19 protein-coding genes are annotated in these 17,934 nt (G+C 66.3%); 5 read left to right on the top strand and 14 right to left on the bottom strand.

The features are described 5' to 3' along the window. Window positions 1-30: 30 nt before the first annotated feature. The 9 genes from ACFOMF_RS12695 to ACFOMF_RS12655 are packed head-to-tail and all read right to left on the bottom strand — an operon-like array spanning window position 31 to window position 9,023. Window positions 31-1,191: a D-alanyl-D-alanine carboxypeptidase family protein gene (locus ACFOMF_RS12695; RefSeq protein ID WP_386365356.1), complete on the bottom strand. Its 1,161-nt coding sequence runs from the start codon at window positions 1,189-1,191 to the stop codon at window positions 31-33. A gap of 28 nt (window positions 1,192-1,219) precedes the next feature. Next, window positions 1,220-2,197, bottom strand: a complete 978-nt coding sequence (locus ACFOMF_RS12690; protein ID WP_386365354.1) for a septal ring lytic transglycosylase RlpA family protein — start codon at window positions 2,195-2,197, stop codon at window positions 1,220-1,222. Continuing rightward, window positions 2,194-3,177: a lytic murein transglycosylase B gene (gene mltB / locus ACFOMF_RS12685; RefSeq protein ID WP_386365352.1), complete on the bottom strand. Its 984-nt coding sequence runs from the start codon at window positions 3,175-3,177 to the stop codon at window positions 2,194-2,196. Before mltB ends, ACFOMF_RS12690 begins: the two co-directional genes overlap by 4 nt. 34 nt (window positions 3,178-3,211) lie before the next feature. Continuing rightward, window positions 3,212-4,357, bottom strand: a complete 1,146-nt coding sequence (gene rodA, locus ACFOMF_RS12680; RefSeq protein ID WP_386365350.1) for a rod shape-determining protein RodA — start codon at window positions 4,355-4,357, stop codon at window positions 3,212-3,214. Further along, window positions 4,354-6,246, bottom strand: coding sequence for a penicillin-binding protein 2 (gene mrdA, locus ACFOMF_RS12675; RefSeq protein WP_386365348.1), 1,893 nt, complete (start codon window positions 6,244-6,246; stop codon window positions 4,354-4,356). Before mrdA ends, rodA begins: the two co-directional genes overlap by 4 nt. A 9-nt stretch (window positions 6,247-6,255) precedes the next feature. Continuing rightward, window positions 6,256-6,723 (bottom strand): 23S rRNA (pseudouridine(1915)-N(3))-methyltransferase RlmH, encoded by a 468-nt coding sequence (gene rlmH, locus ACFOMF_RS12670; RefSeq protein ID WP_386365346.1) that lies wholly within the window; start codon window positions 6,721-6,723, stop codon window positions 6,256-6,258. A gap of 3 nt (window positions 6,724-6,726) precedes the next feature. Continuing rightward, complete coding sequence (gene rsfS / locus ACFOMF_RS12665) at window positions 6,727-7,092, bottom strand: ribosome silencing factor (protein WP_386365345.1); 366 nt, start codon at window positions 7,090-7,092, stop codon at window positions 6,727-6,729. A 15-nt stretch (window positions 7,093-7,107) separates the two neighbouring features. Next, a complete protein-coding gene (gene nadD / locus ACFOMF_RS12660) occupies window positions 7,108-7,758 on the bottom strand; it encodes a nicotinate-nucleotide adenylyltransferase (RefSeq protein ID WP_386365343.1) in 651 nt (216 codons plus the stop codon). Further along, entirely contained in the window at window positions 7,758-9,023 is a 1,266-nt protein-coding gene (locus ACFOMF_RS12655) for a glutamate-5-semialdehyde dehydrogenase (protein ID WP_386365341.1), read from the bottom strand. The genes nadD and ACFOMF_RS12655 overlap by 1 nt, the downstream gene beginning before the upstream one ends. 212 nt (window positions 9,024-9,235) lie before the next feature. Here ACFOMF_RS12655 and ACFOMF_RS12650 point away from each other — a divergent pair, with 212 nt between their 5' ends. Continuing rightward, a complete protein-coding gene (locus ACFOMF_RS12650; protein ID WP_386365339.1) occupies window positions 9,236-10,555 on the top strand; it encodes a bifunctional DedA family/phosphatase PAP2 family protein in 1,320 nt (439 codons plus the stop codon). Between the two features lie 3 nt (window positions 10,556-10,558). On the opposite strand, the gene ACFOMF_RS12645 is transcribed toward ACFOMF_RS12650, so the two are convergent. From ACFOMF_RS12645 to ACFOMF_RS12635, 3 genes are read right to left on the bottom strand one after another with little or no spacing between them, the layout of a single operon-like run. Further along, the gene (locus ACFOMF_RS12645) at window positions 10,559-11,152 is read right to left on the bottom strand and encodes an LON peptidase substrate-binding domain-containing protein (RefSeq protein WP_386365337.1); all 594 of its coding nucleotides are present in this window, start codon (window positions 11,150-11,152) and stop codon (window positions 10,559-10,561) included. An 11-nt stretch (window positions 11,153-11,163) separates the two neighbouring features. Then, window positions 11,164-11,880, bottom strand: a complete 717-nt coding sequence (locus tag ACFOMF_RS12640; RefSeq protein ID WP_386365334.1) for an LrgB family protein — start codon at window positions 11,878-11,880, stop codon at window positions 11,164-11,166. Further along, the gene (locus ACFOMF_RS12635; protein WP_386365332.1) at window positions 11,877-12,239 is read right to left on the bottom strand and encodes a CidA/LrgA family protein; all 363 of its coding nucleotides are present in this window, start codon (window positions 12,237-12,239) and stop codon (window positions 11,877-11,879) included. The genes ACFOMF_RS12640 and ACFOMF_RS12635 overlap by 4 nt, the downstream gene beginning before the upstream one ends. Before the next feature lie 102 nt (window positions 12,240-12,341). On the opposite strand from ACFOMF_RS12635, the gene ACFOMF_RS12630 reads away from it, so the two are divergent. Next, window positions 12,342-13,949, top strand: coding sequence for a C13 family peptidase (locus ACFOMF_RS12630; protein ID WP_386365329.1), 1,608 nt, complete (start codon window positions 12,342-12,344; stop codon window positions 13,947-13,949). Continuing rightward, the gene (locus tag ACFOMF_RS12625) at window positions 13,946-14,581 is read left to right on the top strand and encodes an oxidoreductase (RefSeq protein ID WP_386365327.1); all 636 of its coding nucleotides are present in this window, start codon (window positions 13,946-13,948) and stop codon (window positions 14,579-14,581) included. Before ACFOMF_RS12630 ends, ACFOMF_RS12625 begins: the two co-directional genes overlap by 4 nt. A gap of 9 nt (window positions 14,582-14,590) precedes the next feature. Here the strand turns inward: ACFOMF_RS12625 and orn are convergent, their stop codons facing one another. Beyond that, window positions 14,591-15,133 carry an oligoribonuclease gene (gene orn, locus ACFOMF_RS12620; protein WP_386365325.1) on the bottom strand — a complete coding sequence of 181 codons (543 nt, stop codon included), beginning with the start codon at window positions 15,131-15,133 and terminating at the stop codon, window positions 14,591-14,593. 49 nt (window positions 15,134-15,182) lie between these two features. Further along, a complete protein-coding gene (locus tag ACFOMF_RS12615; protein ID WP_386365835.1) occupies window positions 15,183-15,959 on the bottom strand; it encodes a class I SAM-dependent methyltransferase in 777 nt (258 codons plus the stop codon). A 103-nt stretch (window positions 15,960-16,062) separates the two neighbouring features. Between ACFOMF_RS12615 and rsgA the strand changes: the two genes are divergently transcribed. Both rsgA and ACFOMF_RS12605 read left to right on the top strand, forming a co-directional pair. Beyond that, window positions 16,063-17,094, top strand: a complete 1,032-nt coding sequence (gene rsgA / locus ACFOMF_RS12610; protein WP_386365323.1) for a small ribosomal subunit biogenesis GTPase RsgA — start codon at window positions 16,063-16,065, stop codon at window positions 17,092-17,094. Window positions 17,095-17,354: 260 nt separating this feature from the next. Then, entirely contained in the window at window positions 17,355-17,720 is a 366-nt protein-coding gene (locus tag ACFOMF_RS12605; RefSeq protein WP_386365320.1) for a histone-like nucleoid-structuring protein, MvaT/MvaU family, read from the top strand. Window positions 17,721-17,934: the final 214 nt, after the last annotated feature.

Here is a 17,934-nt window from a genome sequence, read left to right as displayed (position 1 = left end):
GTCACCAGGGGCGCGGGGCGCCCCACTCCATCAGTTGAACAGGCCGAAGATGAACAGCCGCAGGCTGTCCCACAGACGACGGAAGATGCCGCCTTCCTCGACCGGGGTCAGGGCGATCAGATCGCTGGCATGAACCACCTCCTCACCCAGCTTGACTTCGACCCGGCCAACCACGTCGCCCGATTCCACCGGTGCGATCAGTTGGGAATCGAACACCATCTCGGCCTGCAGCTTGGCCACCTGGCCACGCGGCAGGGTCAGGATCAGGTCACGTGCGAGACCCGCCGAGACCTGCTCGGCCTCGCCCTTCCAGACCCTCGTCTGGCCCAGCTCGGTGCCCTTGCGGTAGAAGGTGCGGCTCTCGAAGAAGCGGAAGCCGTAGGTCAGCAGTTTCTGGGTCTCGGCGGCGCGCACCTGCTCGCTGCTGGTGCCGAATACGGAGCTGATCAGCCGCATGCCTTCGCGCTCGGCGGAGGCCACCAGGCAATAGCCGGCTTCCTCGGTGTGGCCGGTCTTCAGGCCGTCGACGGTGTTGTCGCGCCACAGCAGCAGGTTGCGGTTGGGCTGCTTGATGTTGTTCCAGACGAATTCCTTCTGCGCATACAGGGCGTAGTGCTCGGGGTCGTCATGGATGATCGCGCGAGCCAGCCTGGCCATGTCGTAGGCCGACGAGTAATGGTCGGGATGCGGCAGGCCGGTGGAGTTCACGAAATGGGTATTGGTCAGGCCCAGCCGTTGCGCGGTGGCGTTCATCATGTCGGCAAAGGCGTCCTCGCTACCGGCGATGTGCTCGGCCAGGGCGACGCTGGCGTCATTGCCGGACTGGATGATGACGCCGCGCAGCAGGTCACCGACCGACACCTGGGTGTGGACCTGAATGAACATCCGCGAGCCGCCGGTGCGCCACGCCTTTTCACTGACGGTGACCATGTCCTCCTCGCTGATGCGCCCCCGATTCACCTCCAGGGTGGCGATGTAGGCGGTCATCAGCTTGGTCAGGCTGGCCGGGGGCAGGCGTTCATGGGCGTTTTCCTCGACGAGGATTTCACCGCTGGACGCCTCGATCAGCACGAAGGATTTGGCAGCCAGCTGAGGCGCGGCCGGGATGGCGTTGGTGGCCGCCGAGGCCAAGGGACTGGCCACGAGCAGAACGAGGAGGACCAGACGTTGTACAGCGTGGGAAATGTTCATCGTTTTCCGGGACTAGAGTGGCAATGGACTAATCGGGCATTACACGGCGCGGGTTACCCAATTGGGCGAGCCGGAGGCTGTCCTCGAGACGCGAGGCTTCGGCCGCCGACTTGATCGGACCCAGGCGTACCCGGTGCAGGACCTGCTGGTTGTGAACCACAGAACTGATGAAGACCGGCGCATCGACGACGCCGCCCAGCTTGTCCTTGAGCAGTTCGGCGGCATCGGGGTTGGCGAAGGCGCCCACCTGCAGGAACACGCCCTGGGCGGCGCCCAGCGGGCCGCTGCCTGACACCTGCGCCGGCACCACCGCGCCGGCATGCTGCTGGGCTGGTGGCGTGTATTCCTGCGGGGTGACACTGGCTGGCTGGCCGGCTGCCACCTGCCTGGGTTGCGCCATGACCTTGGGCACCGGTCGTCCCTGGTCGGCCCACCAGCGCTCGGGATCGATGGCTTCCACTTTGACCCGCGCCACGCCGCGTTCGGCGAAGTCGAGTTTCTTGGCGGCAGCAAAGGACAGGTCGATGATGCGGTCGGAGTAGAAAGGACCCCGGTCGTTCACCCGCAGGATCACCACCTTGTTGTTCTCGAGGTTGGTGACCCTTACGTAGCTTGGCAGCGGCAGGGTCTTGTGTGCCGCGGTCATGCCGTAGAGGTCGTACTCCTCGCCGTTGGCGGTGGCCTGACCATGGAACTTGGTGCCGTACCAGGACGCGGTGCCCACGGAGCTGTAGCCGCGAGCATCCGGGATCGGGTAGTAATCCTTGCCAAGCACCCGGTAGGGGCTGGCCTTGTACGGCCCGTAGTGCGGGGTGGGCACGGCGTCGGGAATCTGCGAGACGTCGACATCCCACCAGGGTGCGCCGTCCTGGTTGGGACGCGGATAGGGTTTGACCGCGGCAGCACCGGTTGCCGCCGGGGCCTCGGGCGCACGCTTGCCGGCGCAACCGGCGAGCAGCACCAGGGCGCCGCAGAGTGTCAGCAGCGCGGCATGGCGAGCGATCATGGCTGCCCCCGCGCGATGGCCAGCTTCTCTGCCAACTGTTGCACCGCCATGGCGTACATAACGCTGCGGTTGTAGCGCGTGATGACGTAGAAGTTGGGCAGCCCGACCCAGTACTCGTCGCCTTCGGCGCCGGCGAGGCGGAACGCCGTGACGCGGGTGTCGTCGGCCAGGGGCGCCTCGGGCGCCCAGCCCAGTTCGCGCAGCTCGGCGGCGTTCTTTACCGATTCGAGACCTTCGGTCAGGCCTTCCTCGGCGCGCGGGCCAGAGACCTGGGCGGGGGTCACCACGCCTTCGCCGCTCCGCCAGCCATGCTGCTTGAAGTAGCTGGCGACACTGCCGATGGCATCCACCGGGTTGGTCCAGATGTCGATACGGCCGTCGCCGTCGAAATCCACCGCGTAGGCGCGAAAGCTCCCCGGCATGAACTGCGGCAGCCCCATGGCACCGGCATAGGAGCCCTTGAGGCTGAGTGGGTCGACCTGCTGTTCGCGGGTCAGCAACAGGAACTCCTTGAGTTGCTGGCGGAAAAACGGCTGCCGCGGCGGATAGTCGAAGCCGAGCGTGGAGAGCGCATCGATCACCCGATGGCTACCGGTGTTGCGCCCGTAGAAGGTTTCCACGCCAATGATCGCCACGATCACCTCCGGGGGCACACCGTATTCGCGGTCGGCGCGCTCGAGTGCCTCCTCGTACTGGCGCCAGAAGTCCACCCCCTGGGCGACTCGCGAATCCGTGATGAAGATCGGCCGGTACTCGCTCCACGGCCGAACCCGCTCGGCCGGCCGTGAAATGGCATCGAGGATGCCCTGCTTGCGCTCGGCCTCGCGGAACAGTGCCTTGAGCTGCTCGCCGGCAAAGCCGTATTCGAGCGTCATTTCCTCGACGAAGGCATCGACCACCGGACCCTCGTAAGCAGCCAGCGCCGGCTGCGCGCCCGCGAGCATGCCGGCAAGACCCAATCCGTGCAGAACCCGTTTCATCCAGTTACGTCCAGATCCATTCAAGGCAGTCATCTCAAACCTGCGTGATCCACTTGCGATGGGTGTGGATCGACATCAAAACCCCGAACCCTGACATCAGGGTCACCAGCGACGTGCCGCCATAACTCATGAAAGGCAGGGGCACTCCTACCACCGGCAAAAGGCCGCTGACCATGCCGATGTTGACGAATACGTAGACGAAGAATGTCAGCACCACGCCGCCGGCAAGCAACTTGCCGAACAATGTCTGTGCCTGCGCGGTGATGGTCAGGCCGCGGGCAATGAGCAGTCCATAGAGCAGCAGCAGCAGGCAGACGCCGACCAGGCCGAACTCTTCGGCCAGAACGGCAATGATAAAGTCCGTGTGGCTTTCGGGCAAAAAATCCAGGTGGGACTGGGTGCCCTGCAGCCAGCCCTTGCCGAACACGCCACCCGAACCGATGGCGGCCTTGGACTGGATGATGTTCCAGCCCGTTCCGAGCGGATCGCTCTCCGGGTCGAGAAAGGTCAGGACCCGCTGCTTCTGGTACTGCAGCAGCACGAAATACCACATCGCGACCGCGATCGGCACTACCGCCGCCACCGCACCCAGGATCCAGCGCCAGCGCAGCCCGCCGATGAACAGCACGAAGGCGCCCGACGCCAGCACCAGCAGCGAGGTGCCGAGATCCGGCTGGCGCACGATCAGCATGAACGGCAGCGCGATCAGACCCAGCGCCGCCAGCGTGTGCATGAGCCCGGGCGGCAGGCTGCGCCGGGACAGGTACCAGGCGATGGTGGCCGGCATCACCAGCTTCATGATCTCCGAGGGCTGGAAGCGGATCACCCCGGGAATGTTGATCCAGCGCGTGGCGCCCATGGCGTTGTGTCCGGCCACCTCCACCACGACCAGCAGGGCGACGCCACCCAGGTAGGCCACCGGGACCCAGCGCGCCATGAAACGCGGCTCCAGCTGGGCGATGACCAGCATGACGACGAAGCCGATGCCAAAGGAAATGCCCTGGCGGGTGACCATGTGCCAGTCCTTGCCGCTGGCCGAGTAGAGCACGGTGAGTCCCACCGAGCAGAGCATCAGCAACAGCAACAGGGTCTGCCCGTCGACGTGGATCCGCTGCAGGAAACTGATCCGGCGACGGAAGACATCCTGGTCGGACAAGGTCCGATCGAAGGTCGCGGTCATCGCTGGGACACCTCGGTAGCGGCCCCGGGCGTGGCGTACTCGGCCCTGAGCTGGCCGCTTTCGTCGAGCAGCCAGGCATCCATGACCTTCTTCACCACCGGGGCGGCGACGCCCGAGCCGGACTCGCCGTTCTCCACCATCACCGCCACCACGATCTGCGGGTTTTCCGCCGGCGCGAAACCGACGAACAGGGCGTGATCGCGATGCCGCTCGTTGAGCCGGCCGCTGTCGTACTTCTCGCCCTGCTTGATGCCCACCACCTGCGCCGTACCGCTCTTGCCGGCGATACGGTAGACCGAGGTGTCACCCACCTTCTTGGCGGTGCCACGAGGGTGGTGCAGAACCGATTCCATGCCTTGCTGGGCATAGTCCCAGAAGCGCGGATCGCGCAGCTCGATGTCCTCGAAGGGCTCGTGGTCGTCACGCGGATTGTCGCCGATGCGCTGGGCCAGGTGCGGGCGGATCCACTTGCCGCGCGTGGCCATCAGGGCAGTGGCCTGGGCCAGTTGCAGCGGGGTGGTCTGCATGTAGCCCTGGCCGATGCCGAGAATCACCGTCTCCCCCGGGTACCAGGGCTGGTTGAAGCGGGCGCGCTTCCACTGCCGCGACGGCATCAGCCCGGCCGACTCCTCGTTCAGGTCGATCGCCACGCGGCGGCCGAGACCGAACTGCGTCATGTACTCGTGCATGCGGTCGATACCCATCTTGTGGGCCATGTCGTAGAAGAAGGTGTCATTGGAACGGTAGATCGCCATCTCCATGTCCACCCAACCGTCGCCGCTGCGGTTCCAGTTGCGGTACTTGTGCTGCACGTTGGGCAACTGATAGAAGCCCGGGTCATATACCCGACTGGCTGGACTGATCACCCCGGATTCGAGTCCGGCCACAGCCATCATGGGCTTGATGGTCGAGCCAGGCGGGTAGAGGCCGCGAAGGACACGGTTGTACAGCGGGCGGTCGATGGAGTCGCGCAGGTCGGCGTAGGCCTTGAAGCCGATGCCGGTGACGAACAGGTTCGGGTCGAAACTGGGCTGGCTGACCATCGCCAGCAATTCGCCGGTCGCAGGCTGCAGCGCCACCACGGCGCCACGACGTCCGTCCAGCGCGCGCTCGGCGGCATCCTGCAGGTCCAGGTCGAGGCTCAGCACCAGGTCCTGGCCCGGCACCGGGTCGGTGCGCTTGAGCACCCGAAGCACCCGGCCACGGGCGTTGGTTTCCACCTCTTCGTAGCCGACCTTGCCGTGCAGCGCGTCTTCGTAGAATTTCTCGATGCCGGTCTTGCCGATGTGGTGGGTGCCAGCGTAGTCCACCGGATCGATGGTCCTGAGCTCCTGCTCGTTGATTCGCCCGACATAGCCCACCGAATGGGCGAAGTGCTCGGCGTGGGGATAGTGACGCACCAGCTGCGCGGCCACTTCCACGCCGGGCAGGCGGAACTGGTTGACCGCCACCTGGGCGATCTGCTCTTCATTCAATTCGAACAGGATGGGCACCGGCTCGAAGGGACGGCGGCCCTGCAGCACCCGCCTTTCGAACTGCTGGCGATCCTCCGGCGGCAGCGCCAGCACTTCCACCAGGGCATCGAGCACCGCGCGCCAGTCCCCGGCGCGTTCACGGGTCACGGTAAGGCTGAAACTCGGCCGGTTGTCGGCCAGGATGCGCCCCTTGCGGTCGTAGATCAGCCCTCGCGTAGGCGGGATCGGCTGCACATGGACGCGATTGTTCTCCGACAGCGTCGAGTGGTACTCGTACTGCACCACCTGCAGGTAGTAGAGACGCGCCACCAGCAGGCCGATCAGCAGCAGGACCAGCACGCCGCCCACGATCACCCGCAGACGCACTTGACGGGCGTCTTTCTCGTGATCTTTCAGCGGAATGGGCTGCGGCATCGAGCGGTACTACTTGTGATAAGGATGACCCGAAAGCACCGTCCAGGCCCGGTAGATCTGCTCACCGATGAGAATGCGCACCAGCGGATGCGGCAAGGTCAAGGGCGACAGCGACCAGCGTTGCTCACTGCGTGCGCACACTTCCGGCGCCAGGCCCTCCGGGCCGCCCACCATCAGATTCACCGTGCGTGCGTCGAGCCGCCAGCGCTCCAGTTCGGTGGCCAGCTGCTCGGTGCTCCACGGGCGTCCTTGGACCTCGAGCGTGACGATCCTTTCGCCAGGCTGGACGCGCGCCAGCATGGCCTCGCCTTCCTGGCGAATCAAGCGTGTTACGTCGGCATTCTTGCCACGAGTTTGTAACGGGATTTCCACCAGTTCCAGGGGCAGCTCCGGCGGCAGGCGCTTGACGTACTCCTGCCAGCCATCCTCGACCCAGCGCGGCATCCGCGAGCCGACCGCGACAAGCTTGAGTCGCACGCCCTACTCCACGCCCGAACCCGGCTCGTGCTGCGCGCGGCTCTGCTCGGCGCCCTGCCAGAGACGTTCGAGGTCGTAGAACTGGCGGGTCGCCACCTGCATCACATGGACCACCACGTCGCCCAGGTCGAGCAGCGCCCACTCGCCCCCGTCGAGCCCTTCGCTGCCGATGGGCCGAACGCCCTGCTCCTTGGTCTTTTCCAGGACATTCTGGGCGAGCGACTTGACGTGACGGCTGGAGGAGCCGCTGGCGATCACCATGAAATCGGTGACGCTGGTCTTGCCGCGGACATCGATGGTGGTGATGTCCTGTCCCTTGAGCTCTTCCAGGGCGTCGGTCGCGACCTGAACCAGTACTTCGTTTTGCATGTGTGTCTACTAACCTCAGTCTGTCGCCCGGTAAAGTCCGTGCGCATTGATATAGGCCAAAACGGCATCCGGCACCAGGAAACGCACCGAGCGCCCTGCGGCCAGCAGTTGGCGGATCTGGGTGGCCGAAACCGCCAGCGGTGACTGCCAGATGAAGGCAATCTGCCCGCCCGGCCCGCTGAGGGCCATGGGATCGGCTTCACTGCGCGCCGCCAGCAGGTCGCGCAATGTCTCCGGTGCTTCGCTGTCGGCGTCCGGCCGCTGCAGCACCAGGATATGGCAATGGTCCAGTAGCTCGGTCCAGCGGTGCCAGCCGGGCAGCCCACAGAAGGCGTCCCAGCCCAGCAGCATGAACAGTTGCGCCTCGGCCCCGAGCTCGCTACGCAGCGATTGGAGGGTGTCGAGGCTGTAGGAAGGTTTGTCCCGCGCCAGCTCGCGTGCGTCCACGCTCAGCGGCGCCAGGTCACCGACTGCGCAGCGCACCATCGCCAGGCGGTGCTCGGCCGAACTGTTGGGCGTTTCCCGGTGCGGCGGTCGCGCACTGGGAATCAAGCGCAGCTCGTCCAGCCCCATCACCTCGGCCACCTCCAGCGCCGCGCGCAGATGACCGATATGGACCGGATCGAAGGTGCCGCCGAGCATGCCGATACGCAGGGGGCGGGTCATCAGGTACGCACGTGGCCGTCGCCGAAGACTACATACTTCTCGCTGGTCAATCCTTCAAGCCCGACCGGACCACGGGCATGCAGCTTGTCGGTGGAGATGCCGATCTCGGCCCCCAGCCCATACTCGAAGCCATCGGCGAAGCGGGTCGAGGCGTTGACCATCACCGAGGCCGAATCGACCTCGGTGAGAAAGCGTCGGGCATCGGTGAAGTTCTCGGTGACGATGCTGTCGGTGTGCCCGGAGCCGTAGCGGTTGATGTGGGCGATGGCCTCGTCCAGCGACGCCACCAGGCGGATCGACAGGATCGGCGCGTTGTACTCGGTGGCCCAGTCCTCCTCGCTGGCCACCAGCACGCCCTCGCCCAGCAGTTCGCGGGTAGCCGGGCAGCCGCGCAACTCCACGCCCTTGTCGCGGTAGATGGCCGCCAGCGGCGGCAGCACGGCCGCCGCCCTGGCCTCGTGCACCAACAGGGTTTCCATGGTGTTGCAGGGAGCGAAGCGCTGGGTCTTGGCGTTGTCGGCCACGCGAATGGCCTTGTCCACGTCGGCAGCGCTGTCGACATAGACGTGGCAGATGCCGTCCAGGTGCTTGATCACCGGTACCTTCGCGTCGCGGCTGATGCGCTCGATCAGGCTCTTGCCGCCCCGCGGGACGATCACGTCGACGAATTCGGGCATGCTGATCAGCGCGCCGACGGCGGCTCGGTCGGTGGTCTGCACCACCTGCACCGCAGCGGCCGGCAGACCGGCCTCGGCCAGGCCGCGGGCGATGCACTCGGCGATGGCCTTGTTGGAGTGGATTGCCTCGGAGCCGCCGCGCAGGATGGTGGCGTTGCCGGACTTCAGGCACAGGCTGGCGGCATCGATGGTCACATTCGGCCGCGACTCGTAGATGATGCCGATCACCCCCAGCGGCACGCGCATCTTGCCCACCTGGATGCCCGAGGGCATGTAGCGCATGTCGCGGATGGCGCCGATGGGGTCGGGCAGCGCGGCGACCTGGCGCAGGCCCTCGATCATCTCGTCGATGCGCGCCGGAGTCAGTGCCAGACGGTCGAGCATGGCCTCGTCGAGGCCGTTGGCGCGGCCGCCAGCAAGGTCCAGCTCGTTGGCCATGACCAGTTCGTCACGGGCCGCATCGAGCGCGGCGGCAGCGGCCTGCAGGGCGCGGTTCTTCTGCGCGGAGCTGGCGCGAGCGAGCACCCGCGAAGCTTCGCGCGCGGCCTGGCCCAGGCGGGCCATGTAGTCAAGCACGGACTCGGTCATCGGTTAGCGACCCTGCATTGGGAAAAGCGGATGATTATAGCAGTCCCGGCATCGGCGCACAGTTGTCAACGGAACTATAGCGCCCGGCGGAAGGATCAAAAGCTGCAAGCCCAGCGTGGGCGCCGACAATCCATATCAACGCCGGCACGATAATCCCCGCCGACCCCGCCTAGACTCTCCTGTAGCCCCCCGAACGGCCGTAAGGACCCCTGATGACCGACTGGCTAGCCGCCATTACCGCCTGGTTGAACAACAACCCCCAATACCTGGGCGTCGCCCTGCTGCTGGCCTGTTTCGCCGAGTGCCTGGCCGTCGTCGGCCTGCTGGTGCCGGGTACCCTGATCGTGCTGGCCCTGGCGGTGCTTGCCGGCAGTGGCGTGCTCAGCCTCGGAGAGACACTGATGCTGGCCTATCTCGGCGGACTGGCTGGTGACCTGGTGTCCTATGCCCTGGGCCGCCGCTACCACCAGAACATTCGCCGCCTCAAGGGCCTGCGCGACCACCCCGAGTGGCTGCTGCGGGCCGAGCTGTATTTTCGCCGCTACGGGGTGGCGAGCCTGCTGGTGGGCCGCTTCATCGGCCCCCTGCGGCCCATGCTGCCGATGACCGCCGGCATGCTCGACATGCCGTTCCCGCGTTTTCTGCTGGTGTCGCTACTGGCCTCGGCCGGCTGGACGCTGGCCTATCTACTGCCCGGCTGGACCACCGGCGCCGCCCTGCGCCTGCCGCTGCCGGAGGGTTTCTGGCCGGAAGCCGCAGTGGTCGCCGGCTCGCTTGCGGTGCTGGTGGGCGGCAGCTTCTACGCCAGCCTGCGCGGCCTGCGCCTGACCAGCCCGCTGGTCGCCGGGCTCTGCGCGCTGGGTCTGCTCAGCCTGTTCCTGGGCTGGCCACGGATGGTGGAATTCGACCAGGGTCTGATGCAGGTGATCCAGCAGGAGCGCAACTCAGGCTGGGACCAGACCATGATCTTTCTCACCCGCCTCGGCGACCGCGACATCCAGGCCGCTGCCGGAGCGCTGCTGTGCCTGGTACTGCTGGCCTGGCGTCAGTGGCGGCAGGCGCTGTTCGCCGGACTGGCGCTGACCTCGACCGCCGTGGCAGTCACCGCGCTGAAACAGACTTTCGCCCGGACCCGCCCAGACGTGTTGCTGGAACCCCTGACCAGCTACAGCTTTCCCAGCGGCCACACCTCGGCCTCGTTCGCTTTTTTCCTGGTGCTGGGGGTCTTGGCCGGACGTGGCCAGCTGGTGCGCATGCGCATGACCTGGATGCTGATCACCTGCCTGCCAGCCAGCCTGATCGCCGCTTCGCGGGTGTTTCTCGGCGTGCACTGGCCCACCGATGTGATCGCTGGCGCCCTGCTCGCGGCGAGCTGCTGCGCGGCCTGCCTGGCGCTGACGCAGTGGCGCCGCCCGTTGCAGCCGCTGAGGGCGCGGCCCTGGCTGTCCATCCTGCCGCTGTGCCTGGGCCTGCTGGTGGCCTATGCGATCTGGGCGCTCCCCGCCGGCGGCGAACTCTACCGTTACCGCTGAGCTTCAGTCGACGGGGGCGCCATCCTGCATCTGCTCGAGCAGTTCCTGGATCAGCGCGAGACGCGCTTCGGCCAGGTCGGTTTGCAGCAGAAGCAGTTTCTGCTCCGGCTTGAAGGGCAACAGGTAGGCCAGGCGATAGGCCAGGTCACTCAGGCCGCTGGCGGCGCCGCGCATGCCCAGCGCCTCGACCATCGGGTGTTCGCCCAGCGCCTCGAGCAGCGCGACCAGGTCCGGGTAGTCTTCGCCCAGCGACGGGTTCTCCGGCTCCGGCAGCCAGTCCACCTCGGCCAGGGTCAGCTGGTCCGGCTGCACCCCCGACTCCATTACACTGAAGCGGCGCCCACCTTCCACGCGAATCCCCAGCAACCCGTTCGGCCGCTGTTCCCAGTCGCGGATCAGGGCTTCGCAGCCGATCGCGGCGAAGGCGCTGGCCGCCGGCCCGACCTCGAGCCCCTCTACGATGCGCACCACCCCGAAGCCTTCACCCGCTTTCATGCAGCGCGCCACCATGTCCAGGTAGCGCGGCTCGAAGATCTGCAGATCAAGCATGCAGCCGGGATAGAGCAGGGTATTGAGCGGAAACAACGGCAGATTCATCGAGCCTCCAGTCAGCCTGTCAAGGACACCGCCAGGGGGAGCAGCACCGCTGTCATCACGCCCATCAGGCTCATCGCCACGGCGGCGAAGGCCCCGCATTCATCGCTTTCCTGCAGTGCCTGGGCCGTGCCCACGGCATGTGCCGTGAGGCCCAGCGTGATGCCGCGGGCGGCAGGATGTTCGACGCCCATCCAGTTCATAAGTGCCGGTCCGAACATGCCCCCCAGCACCCCGGTGACCAACACGAAGACCGCCGCCAGCGCGGCGACACCGCCAATCTGCTCGGCCACCAGCATGGCGATGGGCGAGGTCACCGATTTGGGTGCCAGGGTCGCCAGCATCAGCTCGCTGGCGCCGAACGCCCAGGCCAGGGCGACACCGAGCGCCGTGGTGACCGGCCCGACGATGAGCAGGGTCAGCATGATCGGACCAAACAGCCGGCGAATCCGCTTCATGTTGAGGTACAAGGGCACCGCCAGGGCCACCGTGGCCGGCCCGAGCAGCACGCTCAGCAGCCAGGCCCCCTCGCGGTACTGGGCATAGGACACCCCACTGACCAGCAGCACCCCGATCACCAGCAGCATCGAACCGAGCACCGGCTGCAGGAAAATCCACCGGGTGCGCTGATAGGCGGCCATCGCCAGCTGGAACGCGGCCATGGTGATGCCCAGCGCAAACAAGGGATGCTCCGGAATCGATTGCAGCGCCGCCTGCCAGTCCAGACTCATGTATCACCCCCGCGCCGCGCCTGGCGGCGGATCAGGAACTGCATCAGCCAGGCGCTCAGCACCAGCGACAACAGCAGCGACAGCACCAGCGCGCCGACCAGGGGCCAGAATTGCTGGAGAATCTCATGGGTATAGGCCATCACGCCCACCGCAGGCGGCACCAGCAGCAGCGGCAGGTAGCGAAGCAGCGAACGCGCCGCTTCATCCAGCGGCTCGCCAACCCGACCCCGACAGAAGAGAAACACGAACAGCAGCACCAGGCCCACAATCGGCCCCGGCAGCATCGGCACCAGCAGGACGCTGATCGCCGTGCCCAGCAGCTGGAACATTACCAGCCAGGTCAGACCGCGCAACAGCATGGGGAGCCTCCGGCAAAGTACCGATTATAAACCAGCCCGCGCAGCCCGGCCGATGCCTGTGCGATGCGGCATACTGTACCCCCCAGCCCAGGACCCCGTCGTATGCGCTTGCTGCCCGTTTTCGCGCTCTTGCTGCTCACCGCCTGTGACAACAGCGGCCCGGCCACCACCCCTGACGCGGTCCTGCCCGATGGGGGGCACTTCCGCGGCGAGCAGGCCGAGGGGCGTCCGCATGGTCAGGGCCGCATCAGCTACCCCAGCGGGGGCTTCTACGAGGGCCAGTTCCATGACGGCCGCTTCGCCGGCCACGGGGTCTGGCAGGGCGCCAGCGGTGATCGCTACGAGGGCGAGTTCCGTGATGGCCTGTTCCACGGCCTGGGGCATTACCAATATGCCGACGGCGCCCGGTATCGGGGTGAGTTTCGCCTTGGCCGGATGCACGGCGTCGGGGTATTCGAGCAGGAAGGCCTGACCTACCGCGGCGCCCTCGAAGACGATCGCTATCACGGCGAGGGCGTGCTCGAATTGCCCGGCGAACGCTTCAGCGGCACCTTCCGTGCCGGCCAGCTCGAAGGCCTGGGCGAATACCGAAACGACGACGGCGACCACTATGCGGGCGAGTTCGCCGCCAGCCAGTTCCACGGGCAGGGTCGCTACCGGACCGCCTTTGGTGAACAGTGGAGCGGTCAGTTCGCCGCCGGCGAGCCCAACGGGCCAGGCGAGCACCTGGCCGCCGATGGCAGTCGCTACCAGGGCGAGCTGCGCCAGTGGCGTTACCAGGGCCAGGGCAGGCTCGAGCGGGCCGACGGCAGCGTCTACACCGGGCAGTTCAGCGATGGCCGCTTCGCCGGCGAAGGTGAACAGGTACTGGCCGATGGCACCCGCCGCGCCGGCATCTGGCGCCAGGGACGGCTGCTCGCCGCGCCGGATGGCCGCCCCCTCGCCGACCCGTTGGACCTGGCCCTGCTCGAACAGGGCCGACTGCTTGCCGATACCCTCGCCGCCCTGCCCCCCTCGACATCGGCCGCCGAACTCTACAGCCTGATCGTCGCGGGCGACGGTCGGCAGAGCGTGTTTCTCCGCGAGGCCGACTTTGTCGGCCAGTTGCTCGCCGAACGCTTTGCCGCCCACGGCCAGATCAGCCTGGTCAACCACCGCGACCACCTGAAGGACCGGCCCATGGCGACGCGCGAGTCGCTGTCGCGGGCAATCCAGGCGCTGGCGGCGAACAGCGGCGAGGAAGACCTGATCCTGCTCTATCTCACCAGCCACGGCTCCGCTGACCACGAACTGATCCTGCACCAGCCCGGTCTCAGCCTCGCCGACCTGCCGGCCGGCGAGCTGGCCTGGCTGCTCGAGCCGCTGGCCGAGCGCAACAAGATCGTCATTGTCTCGGCATGCTACTCGGGGGGGTTCATCCCCGTACTGGCCGACCCGCGAACCCTGGTGATCACCGCGGCGCGCGCCGACCGCACCTCCTTCGGCTGTTCGGAAACCAGCGATTTCACCTATTTTGGCCGAGCCTTGTTCGCCGAGGCCCTGCAGGAAACCCGAGACCTCGGCGAGGCCTTCGGACGGGCCCGCGAGCAAGTCGCCCTTCGCGAGGAGGCCGATGCGTTCGAAGCCTCCGAGCCCCAGATGTCCGAGGCGCCGCTCGTGCTCGAGCATTGGCGCAGGATCCTGAACACAGAGCAAAGAGAGACCCCATGACAGCCAAGCGCATTCTGCTTGCCGGCGCCACCGGCCTGACCGGCGAACACTTGCTGGACCGGATCCTCAGCGAACCCCTGGTCGAATGCCTGCACGCGCCCACCCGCCGGCCGCTGGCCGAACACCCCCGGCTGGTCAACCCGGTGGGAGAATTGCGGACCCTGCTGCCACAGCTGGACGATCCGGTGGATACGGCGTTCTGCTGCCTCGGCACCACCCTCAAACAGGCAGGCTCCAAGGAGAATTTTCGGGCGATCGATCTCGACCTGGTGGTCGCCTTCGCCGAACGCGCACGGGCATTGGGCGCTCGTCACCTGCTGGCGATCAGTTCGCTGGGCGCGGACCCGCAGAGTTCGTTCTTCTACCTTCAGGTGAAGGGCGAGCTCGAAGCGGCGCTGCAGGCCCAGGGCTGGCCCCAACTGACCCTGGCCCGGCCCTCGCAACTGATCGGCCCGCGCCTGGAAAACCGCCCCGGCGAACGCCTGGTCGCCCCGCTTTCCCAATTGCTGCCAGGCAAGTACCACGGCATCGAAGCCTCGACCCTGGCCCGCGCGCTCTGGCGCCTGGCGCTGGAAGAGGGCGAAGGCGCGCGAGTGGCGGAGTCGGACGAACTGCGCCGGCTGGGCAAGTAGCGGCCAGCCTCAGAACCGGATGAAGTGCTCGCGATAATGGCGCAGCTCGGCGATCGAGTCGCGGATGTCGTCCAGCGCGAGGTGGGTCGCACTCTTCTTGAAGCCGTCGCGAACCGTCGGCGCCCAGCGGGCGGCCAGCTCCTTCAACGTCGAGACGTCCAGGTTGCGGTAGTGGAAATAGGCCTCGAGCTGTGGCATGTGCCGGTAGAGGAAGCGACGATCCTGGCAGATGCTGTTGCCACAGATCGGCGAATTGCGCTCGGGCACCCACTGGCGGATGAACGCCAGGGTCATGGCCTCGGCCTCGGCGGCATCGATACGGCTCTCGCGGACCCGCTGGGTCAGGCCCGAACCGCCGTGCTGACGGGTGTTCCACTCGTCCATGCCGGCAAGGATCTCGTCGCTCTGGTGGACCGCGATCACCGGTCCTTCGGCCAGGGTGTTGAGCTCGCTGTCGGTAATGATGGTCGCCATCTCGATGATGACGTCGGTATCGGGATCCAGCCCGGTCATTTCCAGATCGATCCAGATCAGGTTCTGTGAATTCTGCATGGCGACTCCTCGGCTCAGGCGCGCATTCTAGCCCGATCGTGCCGTGGCGTCAGTTGGCCGGTCGCCACAGCAAGAGCCGCGACTGGCGCCAATCGTCCAGCTCGACAACTTCCTCGGGTTCGACCCCGGGCACCGCGAAGCTGTTGCTGATCAGCAGCGCCCCGGGCCTCATTTCTTCCCGCGCCTGCATCCACAGCCGCGGCATGGGCGCCGGCGAGAGAAAGCAATAGACCACATCGTAGCCGCCCAGATGAACCTGCCAGAGGCTGACGAAGCGCACCCGGCAATTGCGCCGGCCGAGGCAGCGCAGCCAGGAGAGTGCAAAGGTCAGCGGCGCGGTTTCGACCCCGACGAAGTGCGCCTGCGGATAGGCGCGCGACAACCGCACCAGCGTGCCCGCCAGACCGCTGCCCAGATCGATGAAGCGAAAGTCCTCCGGCAGCCCGGCCAGGCGCTCGCGCAGCCGTTGCTCGGTGGCGCGACCGGTGAGGTAGAGCGGCACCCGCTCGGCGAAGGCGTTCCAGTTGAGCAGCAACAGGATCAGAAAGCCGCCGAGCGGCAGCCAGGGCGGGATCGTCTGCCAGAACAGGCAAGCCAACAGCGGCATGAACAGCAGGTTGATCGGCAGCCACCAGCGTGACAGCCCGAGCGCCTGACCCAACGCGGCGGCCATCGCGCCCTGCAGCCAGGCGGCGCCAAGCATGCCCGGGCCCCACCCGGCCAGACGCGCCAGCAGCCACAGCACGACGCCACAGGCCGCGACGCCCAGCAACTGGGCCAGCAACGCCAGCACGGCGGGATAACGAGTCATCGCAACGCGCAACATGATCATCCGGCAAAATCCGCAGTGTAACCGAGCCACAGCGCCTTACAGAGCCCCGTCGCGGGCATGCTAGACTCGCCTCCCACCACGACCGAAGCACACAAAAATGGCCAAACGCCAGCTCAACCGCCGGCAAAGCTGGCGCATCGAGAAGATCCAGCAGGAACGCGCCTCGCGTGCGGCACGACGCGAATCCAAGGCGCTCGATGAGCTGGAGGGCGGTGATCTCGGCCCGGAACAGACGGGCCTGGTGATCGCCCACTTCGGCGTGCAGGTGGAAGTCGAAGCCCTGATCGGCGAACAGGCCGGTCAGGTGTTCCGTTGCCACCTGCGGGCCAACCTGCCGCCCCTGGTGACCGGCGACCAAGTGGTCTGGCGGCCGGGCAACCAGGGCATCGGCGTGATCGTCGCGCAGTTGCCCCGCCACACCGAACTCTGTCGCCCGGACCCGCGCGGCCAGCTCAAGCCGGTGGCGGCCAACGTCGACCTCATCGTCATCGTCTTCGCCCCGCTGCCCGAGCCGCATGCCAACCTCATCGACCGCTACCTGGTGGCCGCCGAACACGCAGGCATCCAGCCGCAGCTCCTGCTGAACAAGGCGGACCTGATCGACGCACAGAACGAGACCGCGCTCAATGCCCTGCTGGAGGTCTACCGCAGCCTTGGCTACCCACTGCTGGAGGTCTCGGCGCACCAGGGCGATGGCATGGCCGAGTTGCAACGGCGCCTGGACGGCAAGACCGCCGTGTTCGTCGGCCAGTCGGGGGTGGGCAAGTCATCGCTGGTCAACAGCCTGCTGCCGGGCATCGATACCCGGGTCGGCGCGCTGTCGGAACTGACCGGCAAGGGCACCCACACCACCACCACCGCAAGGCTGTTTCACTTTCCCGGCGGCGGACAGCTGATCGACTCCCCTGGGATCCGCGAATTCGGGCTCGGGCATGTCAGTCGCGATGACGTCGAGGCCGGCTTCATCGAATTTCGCGACCTGCTCGGACGCTGCCGCTTCCGTGATTGCAAGCACGACCGCGAGCCCGGCTGTGCCCTGCTTGAAGCCCTCGACCAGGGGCGGATCCAGCCCCAGCGAATGGATAGCTACCGCCACATCCTGCGCAGTTTGCCCGAAACGGACTATTGAACACCGGCTTCCCGGCGCTGATCGCCCCCGGCAACAGCCCTTGCCTGCAGCCGTTGCACAAAGTGGCCGCTCCCACCCGAAGTTCTACAAGTCGTCGGACCGCGTCGAGATATCTAACGAGGCAGTACAACTCTTGTAAGACTTGAACAACTTTCCCGGCGTGTCTGTTTTATGAAATACCGTTCGGGCATGAAACCAATGCTTGCTCACCTGATCTACCTTCCATATATTCGAACTACAGACATATGGAGGTCAGCAACATGTCCCGCCTTGCGGAATTCAGGAAGCTCGAAGAACAACTCGCCGCGCAGCTGCAGGAGCTTGAGAAACTCAAGAATGACGAAGGACTGAAGCGCGAGATCGAGTTCGAGCAGAAACTTCGCGACCTCATGCTGCAGTATGAACAGGACCTGGGGGGTATCATCGACATCCTTGAGCCAAAGCCCCGCCAGGCCGCGCCCAAGGCTGCCGCGCAGCCTGCTGCGACCCGTCGAGCCCGGCAGGTCAAGGTCTACAAGAATCCGGAAACCGGCGAAGTGGTCGAAACCAAGGGTGGCAACCACAAGGTACTCAAGGCCTGGAAGGAAAAGTACGGCGCCGAGGCCGTCGACAGTTGGGTACAGTAAGCACAAGACTCCCCCAGAGGCGCCGAAAGGCGCCTTTTCCATAACTGCCGCAACCACCGCCACCCTCCCTCTCACACGCCAGGCCTGCTTCTGCACCGACAACTTGCCGGCAACTTTCATTCCTGCCGCCAGATCTTAGAAACAAGCGAAGGCGAGCCCTGCCACCTGCTACGAGAAGTTTCCTGTGGCTCTTCGAAGCCTGCCGGGAAGATGG

Source organism: Stutzerimonas tarimensis (genome assembly GCF_042648805.1).
Taxonomy (GTDB): Bacteria; Pseudomonadota; Gammaproteobacteria; order Pseudomonadales; family Pseudomonadaceae; genus Azomonas; species Azomonas tarimensis.
The sequence above is the reverse complement of the archived record's forward strand: the minus strand, read 5'-3'. Positions and strand labels throughout refer to the sequence as shown.

Coding starts and splice junctions, on each gene's coding strand:
- ACFOMF_RS12695 (WP_386365356.1), bottom strand. CDS start 1,191: ATGAACATTTCCCACGCTGTACAACGTCTGGTCCTCCTCGTTCTGCTC.
- ACFOMF_RS12690 (WP_386365354.1), bottom strand. CDS start 2,197: ATGATCGCTCGCCATGCCGCGCTGCTGACACTCTGCGGCGCCCTGGTG.
- mltB (WP_386365352.1), bottom strand. CDS start 3,177: ATGAAACGGGTTCTGCACGGATTGGGTCTTGCCGGCATGCTCGCGGGC.
- rodA (WP_386365350.1), bottom strand. CDS start 4,357: ATGACCGCGACCTTCGATCGGACCTTGTCCGACCAGGATGTCTTCCGT.
- mrdA (WP_386365348.1), bottom strand. CDS start 6,246: ATGCCGCAGCCCATTCCGCTGAAAGATCACGAGAAAGACGCCCGTCAA.
- rsfS (WP_386365345.1), bottom strand. CDS start 7,092: ATGCAAAACGAAGTACTGGTTCAGGTCGCGACCGACGCCCTGGAAGAG.
- nadD (WP_386365343.1), bottom strand. CDS start 7,758: ATGACCCGCCCCCTGCGTATCGGCATGCTCGGCGGCACCTTCGATCCG.
- ACFOMF_RS12655 (WP_386365341.1), bottom strand. CDS start 9,023: ATGACCGAGTCCGTGCTTGACTACATGGCCCGCCTGGGCCAGGCCGCG.
- ACFOMF_RS12650 (WP_386365339.1), top strand. CDS start 9,236: ATGACCGACTGGCTAGCCGCCATTACCGCCTGGTTGAACAACAACCCC.
- ACFOMF_RS12645 (WP_386365337.1), bottom strand. CDS start 11,152: ATGAATCTGCCGTTGTTTCCGCTCAATACCCTGCTCTATCCCGGCTGC.
- ACFOMF_RS12640 (WP_386365334.1), bottom strand. CDS start 11,880: ATGAGTCTGGACTGGCAGGCGGCGCTGCAATCGATTCCGGAGCATCCC.
- ACFOMF_RS12635 (WP_386365332.1), bottom strand. CDS start 12,239: ATGCTGTTGCGCGGTCTGACCTGGCTGGTAATGTTCCAGCTGCTGGGC.
- ACFOMF_RS12630 (WP_386365329.1), top strand. CDS start 12,342: ATGCGCTTGCTGCCCGTTTTCGCGCTCTTGCTGCTCACCGCCTGTGAC.
- ACFOMF_RS12625 (WP_386365327.1), top strand. CDS start 13,946: ATGACAGCCAAGCGCATTCTGCTTGCCGGCGCCACCGGCCTGACCGGC.
- orn (WP_386365325.1), bottom strand. CDS start 15,133: ATGCAGAATTCACAGAACCTGATCTGGATCGATCTGGAAATGACCGGG.
- ACFOMF_RS12615 (WP_386365835.1), bottom strand. CDS start 15,959: ATGTTGCGCGTTGCGATGACTCGTTATCCCGCCGTGCTGGCGTTGCTG.
- rsgA (WP_386365323.1), top strand. CDS start 16,063: ATGGCCAAACGCCAGCTCAACCGCCGGCAAAGCTGGCGCATCGAGAAG.
- ACFOMF_RS12605 (WP_386365320.1), top strand. CDS start 17,355: ATGTCCCGCCTTGCGGAATTCAGGAAGCTCGAAGAACAACTCGCCGCG.